Here is a 14,904-nt window from a genome sequence, read left to right as displayed (position 1 = left end):
GACGGCGGCGACCAGCGCGCGGGGCGCGAACGGCCGGGGCAGCCGGGGCGCGCCCCGCCCGCCCGGCGTCTTGGGGTCGCCGCTGACGGCGATGACCGGGGCGGGGCGGCACGCCTCGGCGGTCCGCCGGTACAGGTCGGCCGGGTGCGCGGCGGCCGACAGGTCCAGCACGACCGCGTGCGGGCGCAGCCGGGCGGCGGTGTCGGGGGCATGGCCGGGCTCGGGCTCGATCCGGACCTCGTGGCCGGCGCGGACCAGGCAGCGGCGCTGCAGCTCGGCCACGGCGGGGTCGTGCTCGGCCACCAGGACCAGCGCGGTCACCCCCGGGGTTCCTTCGGGTCCCCGGCCGACCCCCTCGGGTCCCCCGCGGGGTCCCCGGTGGGGTCCCCGGTGGGGTCCTCGCCCCGGTCCAGCGACTTCCACAGGTCGGCCGGGTCGTCGCCGCGGGACGCGGCGCCCCCGCCGGGACGGACGCGGCCGGGGGCGGCGTCCCGGCGTTCGTACCGGGAGGACATGCCCGGCCAGCGGCCGCCGCGCAGCAGGGCCGCCAGCCCGGCGAGCGCGACCAGCGCTCCCCCGCACAGCGACACCGCCCACCAGGGGCCGGTCTCGACCACCGGCTGCGCGGCGATCCGCAGCAGGGCGCTGCGATCCCCGGCGGCGGACCTGATCGTGCCCCCGTCGATCGCGGTGACCGAGGAGTAGGCGATGACCGCGCCGAACGCCGCCAGCAGCAGCCCGACCCCGGCGCGGACCTTCCCGCGCGTGGCGAACAGGGCCGCCAGCGCCGCCAGCGCGGCCCAGCCGAGGGCCCCGGCGGTGGCGCCGAGGTCCCGGCCGGTGACGTCCAGGGCGAACGGCGTGACGGCGTCGCGGGCCCGCACCGTGGCCCAGGGGCGGCCCGCCGCCAGCAGGGTCAGCCCCGCCCCGGCGGCGCACAGCAGCGCGGTGAGCCCGCGTTCCCTGGCCGGTGTCATCGCTGGTGGGCGGGCCTCTCCCCCACCACCGGGTCCAGCACGTCGGCGTCCCAGCAGGTGCGGTCGCCGGTGTGGCAGGCCGCGCCGACCTGGTCGACCTTCACCAGGATCGCGTCGCCGTCGCAGTCAAGCGCGACCGACTTCACCCACTGCTGGTGGCCGGAGCTCTCGCCCTTGACCCAGTACTCCCGGCGGCTGCGCGACCAGTAGGTGGCGCGGCCGGTGGTGAGGGTGCGGTGCAGGGCCTCGTCGTCCATCCAGGCGAGCATGAGCACCTCGCCGGTGTCGTACTGCTGGGCGATGGCGGGCACGAGGCCGTCCTCGGTGCGCTTGAGGCGGTCGGCGATCTTGGGGTCCAGATTGGACGGGCGAGCGGACATGGCTCCATTCTGCCGGGTCCCCCGCGCGTCCGTGATCCGCCCCGCCCACGGGCGGGTCGGGAAGCGGGCGCGGACACGAAAGGGCCCGCGCCCCTGGAGGGGAACGCGGGCCCTGACGTACGACTACGGGTTACAGGGGGACGACCTGGTCGGCCTGCGGACCCCGGTTGCCCTGCGTCACCTCGAACTGAACGCGCTGGTTCTCGTCCAGGGTGCGGTAGCCGGAGCTCTGGATAGCCGAGTAGTGCACGAACACATCCGGCCCCCCGCCGTCAACGGCGATGAAACCGAAGCCCTTCTCGGCGTTGAACCACTTCACGGTGCCCTGCTGGGGCATGTCTTTCTCCTTGCGGCAAAACACGGGCCCACACCTCGCGGGCCCGGCGCGGCTGCTAGCGGAACGCTCTCGCCCCCGGCAGGTCCCGGAAAAGCCAAAACGCCCGCTGCCATCAGTCCGCGGGCGTCCTGTCAAACGATCGAGAACCACGACTGCAACCGACGACTCCACCGTATCACCGGTTCCGCGCAATGCGGAGGTGTCGCGACCCTTGCGATTCGCGCCCGGATCAACTATTGAGTTAAAGCCGTGTAACGTTCCAACACACCCGGTCGTCGCTACGCGCGGCGCTGGCCTGCGGAATTGTCGGACACCGCGCCGGGCCCGCCGCGGCGGAGGGCACAAGCGCACATGCGCAAGGGATGCGGGGCACCGCGTGGGCGCCTCCGGGCGGTGATGTTCTCTCCACCGAGAGGTATCGCCCTTACCTCGGGTGGACCCTTTCTTGGCACAAAGCGGGCAATTCTTGTTCCCACTCCGCGCATAGGGGTGGAGATTCCTCCTCCGCGGCGCGACGACCTGCCCTCTCCGGCCTCCCGGTGCACCACGGTTGGCCGCCGGGTGAACAAAGGAATTCCCCTCCGGGCATCCGCCCCGGCCGACCTGCCCCGACGTCCCGGCGCCCGTCACCGGCGCCCCGCCCGCCGCGGCCGCCCCTCCCGGCGCGGTCCTCCGGGGAATAACCGCCCGTCGCGGATGGTAGGGAGTATCAGGCCCGCAAACCCCCATATTCCGCCGCATGAGGGGGCACCCCCGGGCGCCGCCGTGTGTGAAGGAGTCGCCGTGCCGCCAGGATCTCCCCGTGTCAACCCGCGCATCCTCCGCGAGGGGCTGGGGGTGCTGTGGGTCGCCGTCCGGGCCGAGCCGTGGGTGTTCGCGCTGTCGGTGGCCGCCAGCGTGCTGTACGCGGCGATGACCGTCGGCAGCGCCACGGTGCTGGGCCGGGTCACCGAGCACGTGGTGCTCCCGGCGTTCCGGGAGGGCCGCACCACGGCGGGCGCGCTGGCGCTGGCCGCCGCCGCGATCGTCGCGGTGTCGGCGCTGAAGGCCCTGGGCGTGGCGGGCCGCCGCTTCTACGCCGGGCTCATGCAGTACCGGATGCAGGCCCGCTACCGCCGCGCCGTGACCCGCCAGTACCTGAGGCTGCCGCTGGCCTGGCACCACCGCCACCCCACCGGGCAGCTGCTGTCGAACGCCAACGCCGACGTCGAGGCGTCCTGGGCCCCGATCGCGCCGCTGCCGATGGCGGTCGGCGTGGTGTTCATGCTGCTGATCGCGGCGGTGTCGATCCTGCTGACCGACGTGACCGTGGCGCTGGTGGGCTTCCTGGTCTTCCCGGCCATCGCCCTGCTCAACGTCGTCTACCAGCGCCGGCTCGCCCCGGTCGCCACCCACGCCCAGCAGCTGCGCGCCGAGGTGTCGGAGGTCGCCCACGAGAGCTTCGAGGGCGGCCTGGTCGTCAAGACCCTGGGCCGCGAGACCGCCGAGACCGAGCGGTTCGCCGAGCGCGCCGCCGCGCTGCGCGACGCCAACATCGCCGTCGGCCGGGTCCGGGGCCTGTTCGACCCGGTGCTGGAGGCCCTGCCGAGCCTGGGCGTGCTGGCCGTGCTGATGATCGGGTCGCTGCGGCTGCGGTCGGGCGCGATGACGGCCGGGGACCTGGTGCAGGTCGCCTACCTGTTCACGCTGCTGGCGTTCCCGATCCGGGCGCTGGGGTGGGTGCTGGCGGAGGTGCCGCGCAGCGTCGTCGGCTGGCGGCGGGTGCGCGGCGTGCTGGACGCGGGCGGGTCGCTGCCCTACGGCGAGGCCGGGCCCGCCTCCGGCTCGGCCGCGGACCTGGAGGTCCGGGGGGTGCGCTTCGCCTACGAGACCGAGGACGGCCCGGCGCGGGTGCTGCACGACGTGTCGTTCGGCGCCGCCCCCGGCCGCACGGTCGCGGTGGTCGGCCCGACCGGCTCGGGCAAGTCCACCCTCACCTCCCTGCTGGTGCGCCTGGTCGACCCGCACGACGGGTCGGTGCTGCTGGACGGCACCGACCTGCGGGACCTGCGGCACGGCGGCGTCGCCGCGACCGCCGCGCTGGTGCCGCAGCAGACGTTCCTGTTCGACGACACCGTGCGCGGCAACATCACCCTCGGCCAGGACGTCCCCGACGACCGGGTGTGGGAGGCGCTGCGGCTGGCGCAGGCCGACGGGTTCGTCGCCGCGCTGCCGGACGGGCTGGACACCCGCGTCGGCGAGCGCGGCGCGACGCTGTCGGGCGGGCAGCGGCAGCGCCTGGCGCTGGCCCGCGCCCTGGCCCGGCGGCCCCGCCTGCTGGTGCTGGACGACGCCACCTCGGCGGTGGACCCGCAGGTCGAGCAGCGCATCCTGGCGGGCCTGCGGGAGGGCGGGGACGGCGTGACCGTCGTCGTGGTCGCCTACCGCAAGGCCACCATCGCGCTGGCCGACGAGGTCGTGTACGTCGAGCACGGCCGCGTCCTGGACCGCGGCGCCCACGCCGAGCTGCTGGAGCGTTCCGAGGGCTACCGGAACCTGGTCAACGCCTACGAGCGGGCCGAGGCCGAGCAGGAGGCGGTGGAGAACGAGACGACCGAGGGCGAGGCGCTCGGGAACGAGACCGGCGAGGAGGCCCTGCGTTGACCGCTCTGAGCGAGACCGCCGCCACCGAGGGCGCGTTCAGCACCCTGCGGCGCGGGCTGCGGCTGACCCCCGAGTTCCGCGCCGGGCTGGCCGGGACGCTGCTGCTGGCGCTGCTCGCCACGGCGGGCCGCGTCGTGGTGCCGATCGCGGTGCAGCAGACCATCGACAAGGGCCTGACCGGCACGAACGGCCCCGACATCCCGTTCGTGCGCACGGCGGTGCTGCTGTGCGCGGTGGCGGTGCTGACCACCGCCGTCAGCGCCTACCTGATGAACGTGCGGCTCTACCGCAGCACCGAGACGGGCCTGGCGGCGCTGCGGACCCGGGCGTTCCGGCACGTCCACGACCTGTCGATGCTCACCCAGAGCGGCGAGCGGCGCGGCGCGCTGGTGTCGCGGGTGACCGGCGACGTCGACCAGATCAGCCAGTTCATGCAGTGGGGCGGGCTGATGATCATCGTGTCGGTGGGGCAGCTGCTGGTCGCCAGCGTGCTGATGGCGGTCTACTCCTGGCCGCTGGCGCTGCTGGTGTGGGTGGCGTTCCTGCCGCTGGCGTTCGCGCTGCGCCGCTTCCAGCGCCTGGTGTCGGCCGCCTACACGCGCGTCCGCGAGCGCATGGGCGACCTGCTGTCCGCCGTCAGCGAGTCGGTGGTGGGCGCCTCGGTGATCCGCGCCTACGGGTCGGAGGAGCGCACCGCCGCCAAGGTGGACGTCACCGTGGAGGCCGCCAAGAAGGCGCAGACCCGCGCGCAGGGGCTGGTGGCGCTGACGTTCCCCACCAGCGAGCTGGTCGCGGCCGTGGCGACCGCCGGGGTCGTGGTGGCCGGGACGCTGCTCGGCGTCGGCGGGCACCTGACGGCCGGCGAGCTGGTGGCGTTCCTGTTCCTGGTGACGCTGTTCGTCAGCCCGATGCAGACCGCCACCGAGGTCCTCAACGAGGCCCAGAACGCCATCGCCGGATGGCGGCGCGTGCTGGGCGTCCTGGACACCGAGCCCGACGTCGCCGACCCCGGCGACAAGGGCGAGACGCTGCCGCGCGGGCCGATCGAGGTGCGGTTCGAGGACGTCGGGTTCGCCTACCCCGGCGGCCGTCCCGTGCTGCACGGGGTGACCGTGGACATCGCGCCGCGCAGCCGCGTCGCGATCGTCGGGGAGACCGGGTCGGGCAAGACGACGTTCGCCAAGCTGCTGACCCGGCTGATGGACCCCACCTCCGGGCGGGTGCTGGTGGACGGCGTCCCGCTGGACCGGGTCCGGTTCTCCTCGCTGCGCGAGCGGATCGTGATGGTCCCCCAGGACGGGTTCCTGTTCGACGCCACCCTCGCCGACAACATCCGCTACGGCAGGCCCGGCGCCACCGACGAGGACCTGCTGCTGGCCATGACCGAGCTGGGGCTGGCCGACTGGCTGGAGGGGCTGCCGCGCGGCCTGGAGACGCCGGTCGGGCAGCGCGGCGAGTCGCTGTCGGCCGGGGAGCGGCAGCTGGTCGCGCTCGCCCGCGCCTACGTCGCCGACCCCGACCTGCTGGTGCTGGACGAGGCGACCTCGGCGGTCGACCCGGCCACCGAGGTCCGCCTCCAGCGGGCCCTGGACGGCGTCACGCGCGGCCGCACCGCGATCTCCATCGCGCACCGGATGTCCACCGCCGAGGCCGCCGACGAGGTCCTGGTGTTCGACGAGGGGCGCATCGTGCAGCGCGGCCCGCATGCCAAGCTGGTCGAGGAGCCGGGCGTCTACGCCGACCTGCACGCCTCCTGGGTGGCACAGAGATCGATCTGATCCGGTGCGGCCGGCCGGCGGAGGTGACCTGGGGTTCGACGCTAAAGCACTTGCCCGAAATCTGGTCTCGTGCGCATTCTGCTGAGGTGAGTAACGAGGTCGTGTTGGAATCGGCGGGCACGCTGCACGGGCAACTGCAGCGTGGCCTGGGCAGGGCCGCGCGTCGCGCGGCGGACAGGCGGGGCGCGGGCGAGTACGTCTATGACTGCATACGCCGCGATCCGCGTTGGGACCGTCGGGTCGAGTCACGTGGCCTGTATTACGCACGACTCATGATCGACCTGGAGTTGCCGACGGGGCCGGTGGCCGAGGCGCTGTTCGATCCGTCCGGTCCGGACGCCGCCGACCCCGACGGCGCGGGCGTGGAGCTGCCGCTGACGGTGCTGGGCGACCTGGTGCGGCTGAGCCGCCACGAGGCGGCCGGGGTGCTGCGCCGGTACGCCGAGGAGGGGCCGCACTGGTTCGACGCCGTGATCGAGATGGTGGAGCTGCGCGACCCGTCGCTGGCGATCGGGCTGGACCGCCTGGTCGCGGCGCGCTGTGACGACGCCGAGCTGGACGACCTGGTCTCCGGGCCGAGCAATCCGGTGATCGACGTGTGGGCCGACCGGCAGCCGCGCCTCGCCGCCGCCGTGGACCGCCGCCGCTCGGTCGTCCGGCGGCGGCGACCGTCCGGCGTCCCGGCCGAGCGCCCCGTCCGGTCCGAGGACGAGCTGCTCGCGCTGGCCCGCAGCGGCGCCGACGGCGCCGTGGCCGCCATCTTCGAGCTGGGCCGCAGACGCGCCCCCGGCCTGCTGGACCTGGCCGAGGAGGTGCTGCCCCAGCGCCGCGACAGCCGATGGGGCGGGGTGGTGCGCCGCGCGCTGGGCGAGTACGGGCCCGAGGCGCTGCCCCGCGCCCGCGCCTGGGTGATGGCCCGGGGCGGCTGCGCCGACATGGGGCTGCGCATCCTGGCCCGGCACGGCACCCGCCAGGACATCCCGCTGCTCATGCGGGAGCTGGAGGACGCGCTCGGCCGCCGCGAGTGGGGCGAGGCCGCCGGGCCGATCGAGGGACTGGGCCGGCTGCGCGCCGGCGAGGCCGTCCCCCTGCTGAAGAACGCCTGGACCGAGTCCACCTACGCCCATCTACGACCACGTGTGCTGACCGCGCTGACCCGGACCGCGCCGCACACCGCCGAGTCCTTCACGTTCGAGGGGCTCTGGGACTGCGAGGAGGGCGTGCGCGAGATCGCCGCCCAGACCGCCCCCCTGACCCCCGAGAGCCGCGTCCGGCTGCAACGCCTGCACCACGACACCGCCGAGGAGCCCGGGGTGCGCGCCACCGCCGCCGCCCGGCTGGTCGGCTGAGCCGGGGCCCGGACCGGGCGGCCCGTGACTGAACCGGGGGGCCCGCCGCCGCGTACCACCCGTCAGATCACGCGAAGTCGTCGAGAGGACGGGCCATGGTTTCCCTGCTCCGGATCGGTTCCCTGGCCGCGGCCGCGGCCGCGTTGACGGCCGGGTGCTCCGGGACCTCCCAGCACGGCGGCCACGCCGCGGGCGCGGCCGCCGAACCGGCGACCATCGAGCAGCTCGCCGCCAGGACGGGCTGCTCGCTCAGCTCCAAGCGCGCCGCCGAGGAGCTCCAGCAGGGCGCCTGCCAGACCGCCCGGGGCCGCTACACCCTGGTCGGGTTCAGCAGCGACCAGGGCCAGAAGGCGTGGCTGGCGGAGGCCAAGCCGTGGGGCGGCTCGTACCTGGTCGGCAACCGCTGGGTCGCCGTCGGCACCCCCCAGACCCTGGAGGCGCTGCGCGGCACCCTCGGCGGGACGGTCATGAACGGCGCCCACCACGGCGGCTGACGGGCGGCCGGCCGACGGCCCGCCGGCGGGCATTCCCCTGGGACGCGCGGCGGGGCCGGGAGGATCCGGCGTAGTCCCGAAATCATCTCCGGGTACTACGGGCGCCGCATGCGGTTCCACCTGCGGAAGGGCGACCGCACGGGGTCCCGGTTCCTAGACTCGGAGACATGATCTCATCGGTTCGCCGGAAACTGGCCGTGCTCCCCGTCCTGCTGCTGCCCCTGGCCGCGGCGGCCGCCTGTAGCAGCGAGAACGCCACGACCGACTGCAAGGGCAACACCTGCACCGTGACGTTCAACCGGGGCGTGGACGCCAGCGCGAGCATCCTCGGCGTCAAGGTCGAGATGGTGGGCGTGCAGGGCGACAACGTCACCTTCAAGGTCGGCAGCCAGCAGCTCACCGTCCCGGTGAGCGACGGCGGGCAGCAGGCCGACGGCGGCGTCGACGTGGACGTCACCTCCGTGACCAAGGACAAGGTCGTCGCGAAGATCTCGCTGAACCCGTGACCGGTCGGAATGTCCGACCCACGCCCTAGGCTGCCGCACATGCGACACATCGGCACCGACGAGCGGCGGGCCCGGCTGGCGACGCGCCACCGGCTCGCCGTCACCACCCGCACCGGCGACGTTCCCGGGATCGCGGACTCCCTGGTGGTACTACACGCCACCGACCCCGCCACGGTGTTCCTGTCGGTCGCCGCCCGCAGCGCCACCGCGACGCCCGGCGACGTGGAACGCGCCCTGTACGACGACCGGACGCTGCTGCGGATGCTGGCGATGCGGCGCACGATGTTCGTCGCGCCGGTCGGGCTGGTCCCGGTGTTGCAGGCGGCGGTCGCCGACGGCCTGGCCGCCAAGCAGCGCCGCACCTACGGCCGGTTCCTGGAGCAGGCCGGGGTCGTCGACGACGTGGACGCCTGGTGGCGGGAGGTGGAGCGCAGCACCCACCGGATCCTGCTGGAGAAGGGCGAGGCGACCGGCGCGCAGCTCAGCGCCGCCGAGCCCCGGCTGCGCACCAAGGTCGACCCCGCGCCCGGCAAGTCCTACTCCAAGCCCGTCTCGATCACCACCTGGGTGCTGGTGACGCTGGGCTGCGAGGGGCTGATCGTGCGGGGCCGCCCCAACGGCACCTGGATCAGCAGCCAGTACCGGTGGGCGCCGGTCGAGGCGTGGCTGCCGGGCGGCGTCCCGCGGATGCCCGCCGACCAGGCCCGCGCCGAGCTGGTGCGGCGGTGGCTGCGGGCGTTCGGCCCCGCCCCGGTCGCGGACCTGAAGTGGTGGACGGGCTGGTCCCTGACCGACGTCCGCAAGGCCCTGGCCACGGTCGACACCGTCGAGGTGACGCTCGACGGCGGGCAGGCCGGGCTGGTGCTGGCCGACGACCTGGAGCCGGTCGCCGCGCCCGAGCCCTGGGCGGCGCTGCTGCCCGCCCTGGACCCCACCCCGATGGGCTGGCAGGAACGCGGCTGGTACCTGGGCGACCACGCCCCGGCGCTGTTCGACCGCAACGGCAACATCGGCCCCACCGTGTGGTGGGACGGCCGGATCGTCGGCGGCTGGGCCCAGCGCCCGGACGGCGAGGTCGCCGTCCGGCTGCTGGAGGACGTCGGCGCCGACGCCGCCGCCGCGATCGACGCCGAGGCGCGGCGGATCGCCGCCTGGATCGGGGAGGTCCGGGTCACCCCGCGGTTCCGGACCCCGCTGGAGCGCGAGCTGACCGGCTGACCCGCCCGCCGGCCCGGCCGCCCGGACCGCCCGCCCGGACCACCCGCGGCCTCAGCCGCGTCCCGACGGCACGGCCGGGCGTGACTCCTCGCTCCGCGCGGCCGCGGGCCGGGCGAGCGCGCCGGGCCACCACGCCCGGCGGCCGAGGTCCAGGGTGAGCGCCGGGACCAGCAGCGACCGCACCACCAGGGTGTCCAGCAGCACGCCGAACGCGACGATGAAGGCGATCTGCGCCAGGAACGCCAGCGGGATCACCGCCAGCGCCGCGAACGTCGCCGCCAGCACCACGCCCGCCGAGGTGATCACGCCGCCGGTCGTGGTGAGACCGCGCAGCACCCCCTGGCGGACGCCGTGCCGGGCCGTCTCCTCCCGGACGCGCGACATCAGGAAGATGTTGTAGTCGACGCCGAGCGCCACCAGGAACACGAAGCCGTACAGCGGCACCGAGGCGTCGGTGCCGGAGAAGCCGAGGCCGAACCGCAGGACCAGCGCCGCGACGCCGAGGGTGGCCAGGAAGCTCACCGCCACGGTGGCGACCAGCACCACCGGCGTGACCAGGGACCGCAGCAGCACCATCAGGATCGCCAGGATGACCGCCAGCACGACCGGGACGATCACGGCGCGGTCGCGGCCGGCGGCGGCCTGGGTGTCGATCTGCTGGGCGGTGCGGCCGCCGACGATCGCGTCCGCGCCGGGCACCGCGTGCACGGCGGCGCGCAGCCGTTCGACGGTCCGCTCGGCGGCGTCGCCGTCGGCGGCGTCGCGCAGGGTGGCGTCGAGCCGCACCCGGCCGTTCACCGCGCGGGGCCGGCCGCCCTCGCCGACGGCGGTGACGTCCGCGACGCCGGGCACCCGGGCGGCCCGGGCCACCGCGTCGGCGTGCGCGGCGTCGGCGATGATCACGGCGGGCTGGCCGGAGCCGCCGGGGAAGTGCCGGCCGAGGGCCTGCTGCGCGGCGACCGACGGCGCCTCGTTGACGAAGATCTCGTCCAGCGGGACGCCCCGGGCGTTCAGCAGCGGGGTGAACGCCGCGCACGCCACCAGCGGGAGCAGGGTCGCCACCCAGATCCGGCGGGGGCGGCGCTCCACCCGCGCGGCGACGCGCCGCCAGATCCCGCGCCCGCCGCCGTCGGCGGGCCGGGGACGGCCGGGCCAGTACGCGGCGCGGCCGAGCAGGACCAGCGCGGCGGGCAGGAACGTGAGGGCGCTGAGCACCGCGCAGGCGATGCCGATCGCGCCGACCGGCCCCAGCGCCCGGTTGTTGGTGAGGCTGCTCAGCAGCAGCGCCAGCAGGCCGAGCGCGACCGTGGCGGCGCTGGCGACGATCGGGCCGAACGCGCGGCGCAGCGCGGCCCGCCCGGCGGCGAACCGGTCGCCCCGCGCCGCGTACTCCTCGCCGAACCGGGCGGCCAGCAGCAGCGCGTAGTCGGTGGCGGCACCGATGACCAGGATCGACAGGATCCCCTGGACCTGCCCATCCACGCGCACCACGCCGCGGTCGGCCAGCGCGTACACCAGCGCGCAGGCCACCGCCAGCGCCAGCACCGACCCCACGATGATCACCAGGGGCAGCAGCACCGAGCGGTACACCAGCAGCAGGATCACCAGCACCGCCGCCAGCGCGACCCCCAGCAGCAGCCCGTCGATCCCGGCGAACGCCTCCGACAGGTCGGCCCGGGTCGCGGCGGGCCCGGCGATCTGCGCCCGCGCGCCGGGGACCCGTTCGGCGGCGGCGCGGATCCGGTCGAGGAGCTCCGGCAGCCGTTCCTCCGCGTCCGGCGGGAGCGGCACCACGCCCTGGAGCGCCCGGCCGTCCCCGGAGGGCAGGGCGGGCGACACCTCGCCCGAGGCGGCCAGGTCGCGCACGGAGGCCAGCGCCCGCGTGGCGGCCTGGCGTTGCGCGTCGGTCACCGGGGAGCCCCCGGTGGTCCACACGACGATGGCGGGCAGCGTCTCGTCGGAGGCGAACGCCTTCTGGGCCTCCAGCACGCGTGTGGACTCGGCGCTCCGGGGCAGGAAGGCGGCCTGGTCGTTGGTGGCGACCTCGCCGAGGCGGCCCGCGAACGGGCCGAGCGCGCCGCCCACGCCCAGCCAGGCCACGAGCAGGACGGCCGGGACGAGCCATCGGAGACGCCGGGTTCGGGCTGTCATGTGGTTCCTCGCGGTGGGAGTACGGACACCCCACGATATCTCAATCATCGAGTATCTCAACCATTGAACTAATGTAGGCTGGCGAGGTGGAAGATCCCTCCACCGACCTGCGGGCGTTCGCCGTCGAGCTGCGCCGGATGAACAGCGAGTTCAACCGCATCGCGCACGAGTTCGCCCGCGCCCACCGCCTGCACCCCACCGACGTCCAGGCCCTGGCGGCGATCCTGGACGCCCCCGCGCGCCCGCCGGGACGCCCCATGACCCCGGGGCGGCTGCGCGAGCAGCTGAACCTCACCTCCGGTGCGGTCTCGGCCTGCCTGGACCGGCTCGAACGCGCCGGGCACGTCCGCCGGGTCCGCGACTCCCACGACCGCCGCGTCGTCTACCTGCACTACGAGTCGGGCGCCAAGCGGCTGGCCGCCGAGTTCTTCCGCCCGCTGTCGGAGGCGACCCGCGCCGCGCGGGACCGGTTCGACGAGGACGAACTGCGCACCGTCCTCCGTTTCGTCCGCGCCATGAACGAGGAACTCGCCGACCTGCGGTCCCTGGGGCACCCCGGGTCGGGCGCGGGGGAACCCTGATCCGCCAAGATGGATGCCATGCCCGCTGAACGCATGCTTCCCACCCCCGAAGCCGAAGATCTGATCGCGCTGACCCGCGAGATCGTCACGAAGGAACTGGCCCCCCGCGCCGCGCCCGCCGAGGAGGCCGCCGCGTTCCCGCGCGAGGTGTTCCGCCTGCTGGGCCGGGCCGGGCTGCTCGGCCTGCCCTACCCCGAGGAGCACGGCGGCGGCGGCCAGCCCTACGAGGTCTACCTCCAGGTCCTGGAGGAGATCGCGTCGGTGTGGGCGTCGGTCGCCGTCGGCGTCAGCGTCCACACCCTGGCCTGCTACCCGCTGTTCGCGTTCGGCGACGACGAGCAGAAGAAGCAGCTGCCCGACCTGCTGGGCGGCGAGCTGCTCGGCGGGTACGCGCTGTCGGAGGCGCAGGCCGGGTCCGACGCGGGCGCGCTGACCACCCGCGCGGTCCGCGACGGCGAGGGCTACCGCGTCACCGGCTCCAAGGCGTGGATCACCCACGGCGGCGAGGCCGACTTCTACGTGCTGTTCGCCCGCACCTCCGACGAGGGCGGGCGCGGCATCTCCTGCTTCCTGATCGAGGGGCAGCTGGAGGGGCTGTCGTTCGGGCCGCCCGAACGCAAGATGGGCCTGACCGGCTCCACCACCGCCCAGCTCCACTTCGACGACGTCGCCGTGCCCGCCGGGTGGCGGCTCGGCGCCGAGGGGCAGGGCTTCCCGATCGCGCTGTCGGCGCTGGACTCGGGCCGCCTCGGCATCGCCGCGTGCGCGGTGGGCCTGGCGCAGGGCGCCCTCGACCACGCGGTGACCTACGCGACCCAGCGCGAGCAGTTCGGCCGCCCCATCATCGCCAACCAGGGGCTGTCGTTCCTGCTCGCCGACATGGCCGCCGCCGTGGAGTCGGCGCGGGCCATGTACCTGGAGGCGGCGCGCCGCAAGGACGCCGGGCTGCCGTTCTCCCGGCAGGCGTCGATCGCCAAGCTGGTCGCCACCGACGCGGCCATGAAGGTCACCACCGACGCGGTGCAGGTCCTCGGCGGCTACGGCTACACCCGCGACTTCCCGGTCGAGCGGTACATGCGCGAGGCGAAGGTCATGCAGATCTTCGAGGGCACCAACCAGATCCAGCGCATGGTGATCGGCCGCCACCTCGCCAAGGCCGCGGGCCGCTGACCCGCCCGGCCGTCCCCCCGGCGCCTTCCCGCCGCCGGGGGACGGCCGAGGAAGTGGTCCCGGGGTTAGGACCCGGCTCCCCGTTCGCGGACCTGCCGGCGGATGTCGGCCGCGCTGAACGGGATCTCGGCGGCCAGCTCCTCGGGGGTGCGACCCGCGCGGACGGCCGCCGCGGCCGCGTCGAACAGGGCGGCCCTGGCGGCCTCCTCCTGCTCCAGGGCGTCCTTGTAGCGGGCGGCGGCGAGCGCGAGCTCGGCGTCCTCGCGGGTCTCTTCGGCCATGCGCGACAGGGTACCGAAGCGCGACCCGGCCCTCCGCCGCGGCCCGGGCGGCACGGACACCCGCCGGGTGCGGGACCCGATGGCGGCCGCGTCCACCTCGCCGGACCGCTCCGGCCGGCCGTAATGGCCGCAGCCCTCGATCTCCCGGTGGGAGCCCCTGGGGATGCGGTCGGCCGCCTCGCCGCCCAGGTGCGGCGGGCCTATCAGGCCGTCGGCGAAGCCGAGGACCGGGCGCCCGGCCTCGGCATGCCGATCGTGCGGCCCCGCCCCGGTGGACGCGCACGCCCACCCCTGTCCGGCCGTCGTCCCCGGCCCGCCCGGGGACGGCGGGACCAATCCGCCGCCATGACCCGGTCATCTCTCCCCCAACCCCGGTGATCGCCGGTTTTCCGCCGGGCATGACCGCTGCGACGAAGGGGCGAGTGGGGGGACATTGGCGCAGACACCGGCCGGGGGCGCCGCCGGGCGAGCCCTCGGGGCGCTCGTGGGCCTGGCGGCGTGCGCGGCCCTGGGGGCGTGCGCGGCGGGGCCGCGGGCGCACGCCGACGGGCCGTTCGCCGTCACCGGCCAGATCACCGACCGGGTGGGGGCCCTCGACGGCCGGGGACCGGCCGTGCGGCGGGCGCTGCGCCGGCTGTCCTCCGCCGAGGACGTCCGGCTGTTCGTGGTGTACGTGCGGGACTTCTCCGGGCGCGAGCCCGCCGAGTGGGCCGCCGAGACCGTCCGCCTCAGCGGCATGGGCCGCCGGGAGCTGCTCATGGCGGTCGCGACCGGCACCCGCCGGTACCACGTCTCGGCCCATCCCGACTTCGCGTTGCCGGCCGGGGACATGGGCGAGGTCGCGCGGGTCGCCGTCGAACCGGCGCTGCGGCAGAACGACTGGGCGGGCGCGGCGATCGGCGCGGCCGACGGGTACGCCGCCGCGCTGGCCGGACGGACCATCCCCCGCCCCCGGGTCACGCCGGGCGAGGCGGACCCGCGCGGGGGCGGCGGCGCGGGCTGGCTGCTGTCGGCCGGGCTGATCGGGGCCGGGCTCGCC

Annotated in this window: 14 protein-coding genes and 1 pseudogene; 9 read left to right on the top strand and 6 right to left on the bottom strand. The window is 75.4% G+C overall.

Going from position 1 to position 14,904, the window contains the following annotated elements; translation table 11 throughout:
* The 4 genes and pseudogenes from AKI01S_RS45175 to AKI01S_RS45160 all read right to left on the bottom strand — a co-directional run.
* Positions 1-321: pseudogene (locus AKI01S_RS45175) on the bottom strand (winged helix-turn-helix transcriptional regulator); the annotation flags it as partial.
* The gene (locus AKI01S_RS45170; protein WP_067832419.1) at positions 318-977 is read right to left on the bottom strand and encodes a Trp biosynthesis-associated membrane protein; all 660 of its coding nucleotides are present in this window, start codon (positions 975-977) and stop codon (positions 318-320) included. The pseudogene AKI01S_RS45175 and the gene AKI01S_RS45170, both read right to left, overlap by 4 nt.
* A complete protein-coding gene (gene hisI, locus AKI01S_RS45165; RefSeq protein ID WP_067832417.1) occupies positions 974-1,357 on the bottom strand; it encodes a phosphoribosyl-AMP cyclohydrolase in 384 nt (127 codons plus the stop codon). Before hisI ends, AKI01S_RS45170 begins: the two co-directional genes overlap by 4 nt.
* A gap of 130 nt (positions 1,358-1,487) precedes the next feature.
* Positions 1,488-1,694, bottom strand: a complete 207-nt coding sequence (locus AKI01S_RS45160; RefSeq protein WP_018657218.1) for a cold-shock protein — start codon at positions 1,692-1,694, stop codon at positions 1,488-1,490.
* A 696-nt stretch (positions 1,695-2,390) separates the two neighbouring features.
* On the opposite strand from AKI01S_RS45160, the gene AKI01S_RS45155 reads away from it, so the two are divergent.
* From AKI01S_RS45155 to AKI01S_RS45130, 6 genes are all read left to right on the top strand, one after another.
* Entirely contained in the window at positions 2,391-4,337 is a 1,947-nt protein-coding gene (locus AKI01S_RS45155) for an ABC transporter ATP-binding protein (RefSeq protein WP_084000876.1), read from the top strand.
* A complete protein-coding gene (locus AKI01S_RS45150) occupies positions 4,334-6,115 on the top strand; it encodes an ABC transporter ATP-binding protein (protein ID WP_067832413.1) in 1,782 nt (593 codons plus the stop codon). Before AKI01S_RS45155 ends, AKI01S_RS45150 begins: the two co-directional genes overlap by 4 nt.
* A gap of 272 nt (positions 6,116-6,387) precedes the next feature.
* The gene (locus tag AKI01S_RS45145; RefSeq protein ID WP_245682054.1) at positions 6,388-7,464 is read left to right on the top strand and encodes a hypothetical protein; all 1,077 of its coding nucleotides are present in this window, start codon (positions 6,388-6,390) and stop codon (positions 7,462-7,464) included.
* Between the two features lie 95 nt (positions 7,465-7,559).
* Positions 7,560-7,958 carry a hypothetical protein gene (locus AKI01S_RS45140; protein WP_067832409.1) on the top strand — a complete coding sequence of 133 codons (399 nt, stop codon included), beginning with the start codon at positions 7,560-7,562 and terminating at the stop codon, positions 7,956-7,958.
* A 167-nt stretch (positions 7,959-8,125) separates the two neighbouring features.
* On the top strand, positions 8,126-8,464 hold the full coding sequence (locus AKI01S_RS45135; RefSeq protein ID WP_067832407.1) for a hypothetical protein: 339 nt from the start codon (positions 8,126-8,128) through the stop codon (positions 8,462-8,464).
* 39 nt (positions 8,465-8,503) lie between these two features.
* A complete protein-coding gene (locus AKI01S_RS45130) occupies positions 8,504-9,682 on the top strand; it encodes a winged helix DNA-binding domain-containing protein (protein ID WP_067832406.1) in 1,179 nt (392 codons plus the stop codon).
* A 51-nt stretch (positions 9,683-9,733) separates the two neighbouring features.
* On the opposite strand, the gene AKI01S_RS45125 is transcribed toward AKI01S_RS45130, so the two are convergent.
* Complete coding sequence (locus AKI01S_RS45125; RefSeq protein WP_067832404.1) at positions 9,734-11,833, bottom strand: MMPL family transporter; 2,100 nt, start codon at positions 11,831-11,833, stop codon at positions 9,734-9,736.
* 86 nt (positions 11,834-11,919) lie between these two features.
* On the opposite strand from AKI01S_RS45125, the gene AKI01S_RS45120 reads away from it, so the two are divergent.
* Together AKI01S_RS45120 and AKI01S_RS45115 are read left to right on the top strand one after the other, a co-directional pair.
* Positions 11,920-12,414 carry a MarR family winged helix-turn-helix transcriptional regulator gene (locus AKI01S_RS45120; protein WP_067832402.1) on the top strand — a complete coding sequence of 165 codons (495 nt, stop codon included), beginning with the start codon at positions 11,920-11,922 and terminating at the stop codon, positions 12,412-12,414.
* A gap of 18 nt (positions 12,415-12,432) precedes the next feature.
* Positions 12,433-13,584 carry an acyl-CoA dehydrogenase family protein gene (locus tag AKI01S_RS45115; RefSeq protein WP_067832400.1) on the top strand — a complete coding sequence of 384 codons (1,152 nt, stop codon included), beginning with the start codon at positions 12,433-12,435 and terminating at the stop codon, positions 13,582-13,584.
* A gap of 65 nt (positions 13,585-13,649) precedes the next feature.
* Here AKI01S_RS45115 and AKI01S_RS45110 read toward each other — a convergent pair whose 3' ends face one another.
* Positions 13,650-14,201: a hypothetical protein gene (locus tag AKI01S_RS45110; RefSeq protein WP_067832399.1), complete on the bottom strand. Its 552-nt coding sequence runs from the start codon at positions 14,199-14,201 to the stop codon at positions 13,650-13,652.
* A gap of 97 nt (positions 14,202-14,298) precedes the next feature.
* Here AKI01S_RS45110 and AKI01S_RS45105 point away from each other — a divergent pair.
* The coding region (locus tag AKI01S_RS45105) for a TPM domain-containing protein (protein ID WP_218010061.1) at positions 14,299-14,904 on the top strand (606 nt) is incomplete at its 3' end.

It is taken from the genome of Actinomadura kijaniata NBRC 14229 (assembly GCF_001552175.1).
Taxonomy (GTDB): domain Bacteria; phylum Actinomycetota; class Actinomycetes; order Streptosporangiales; family Streptosporangiaceae; genus Spirillospora; species Spirillospora kijaniata.
Note: the sequence above shows the minus strand (reverse complement) of the source record. Positions and strands in the feature narration are given on the sequence as shown.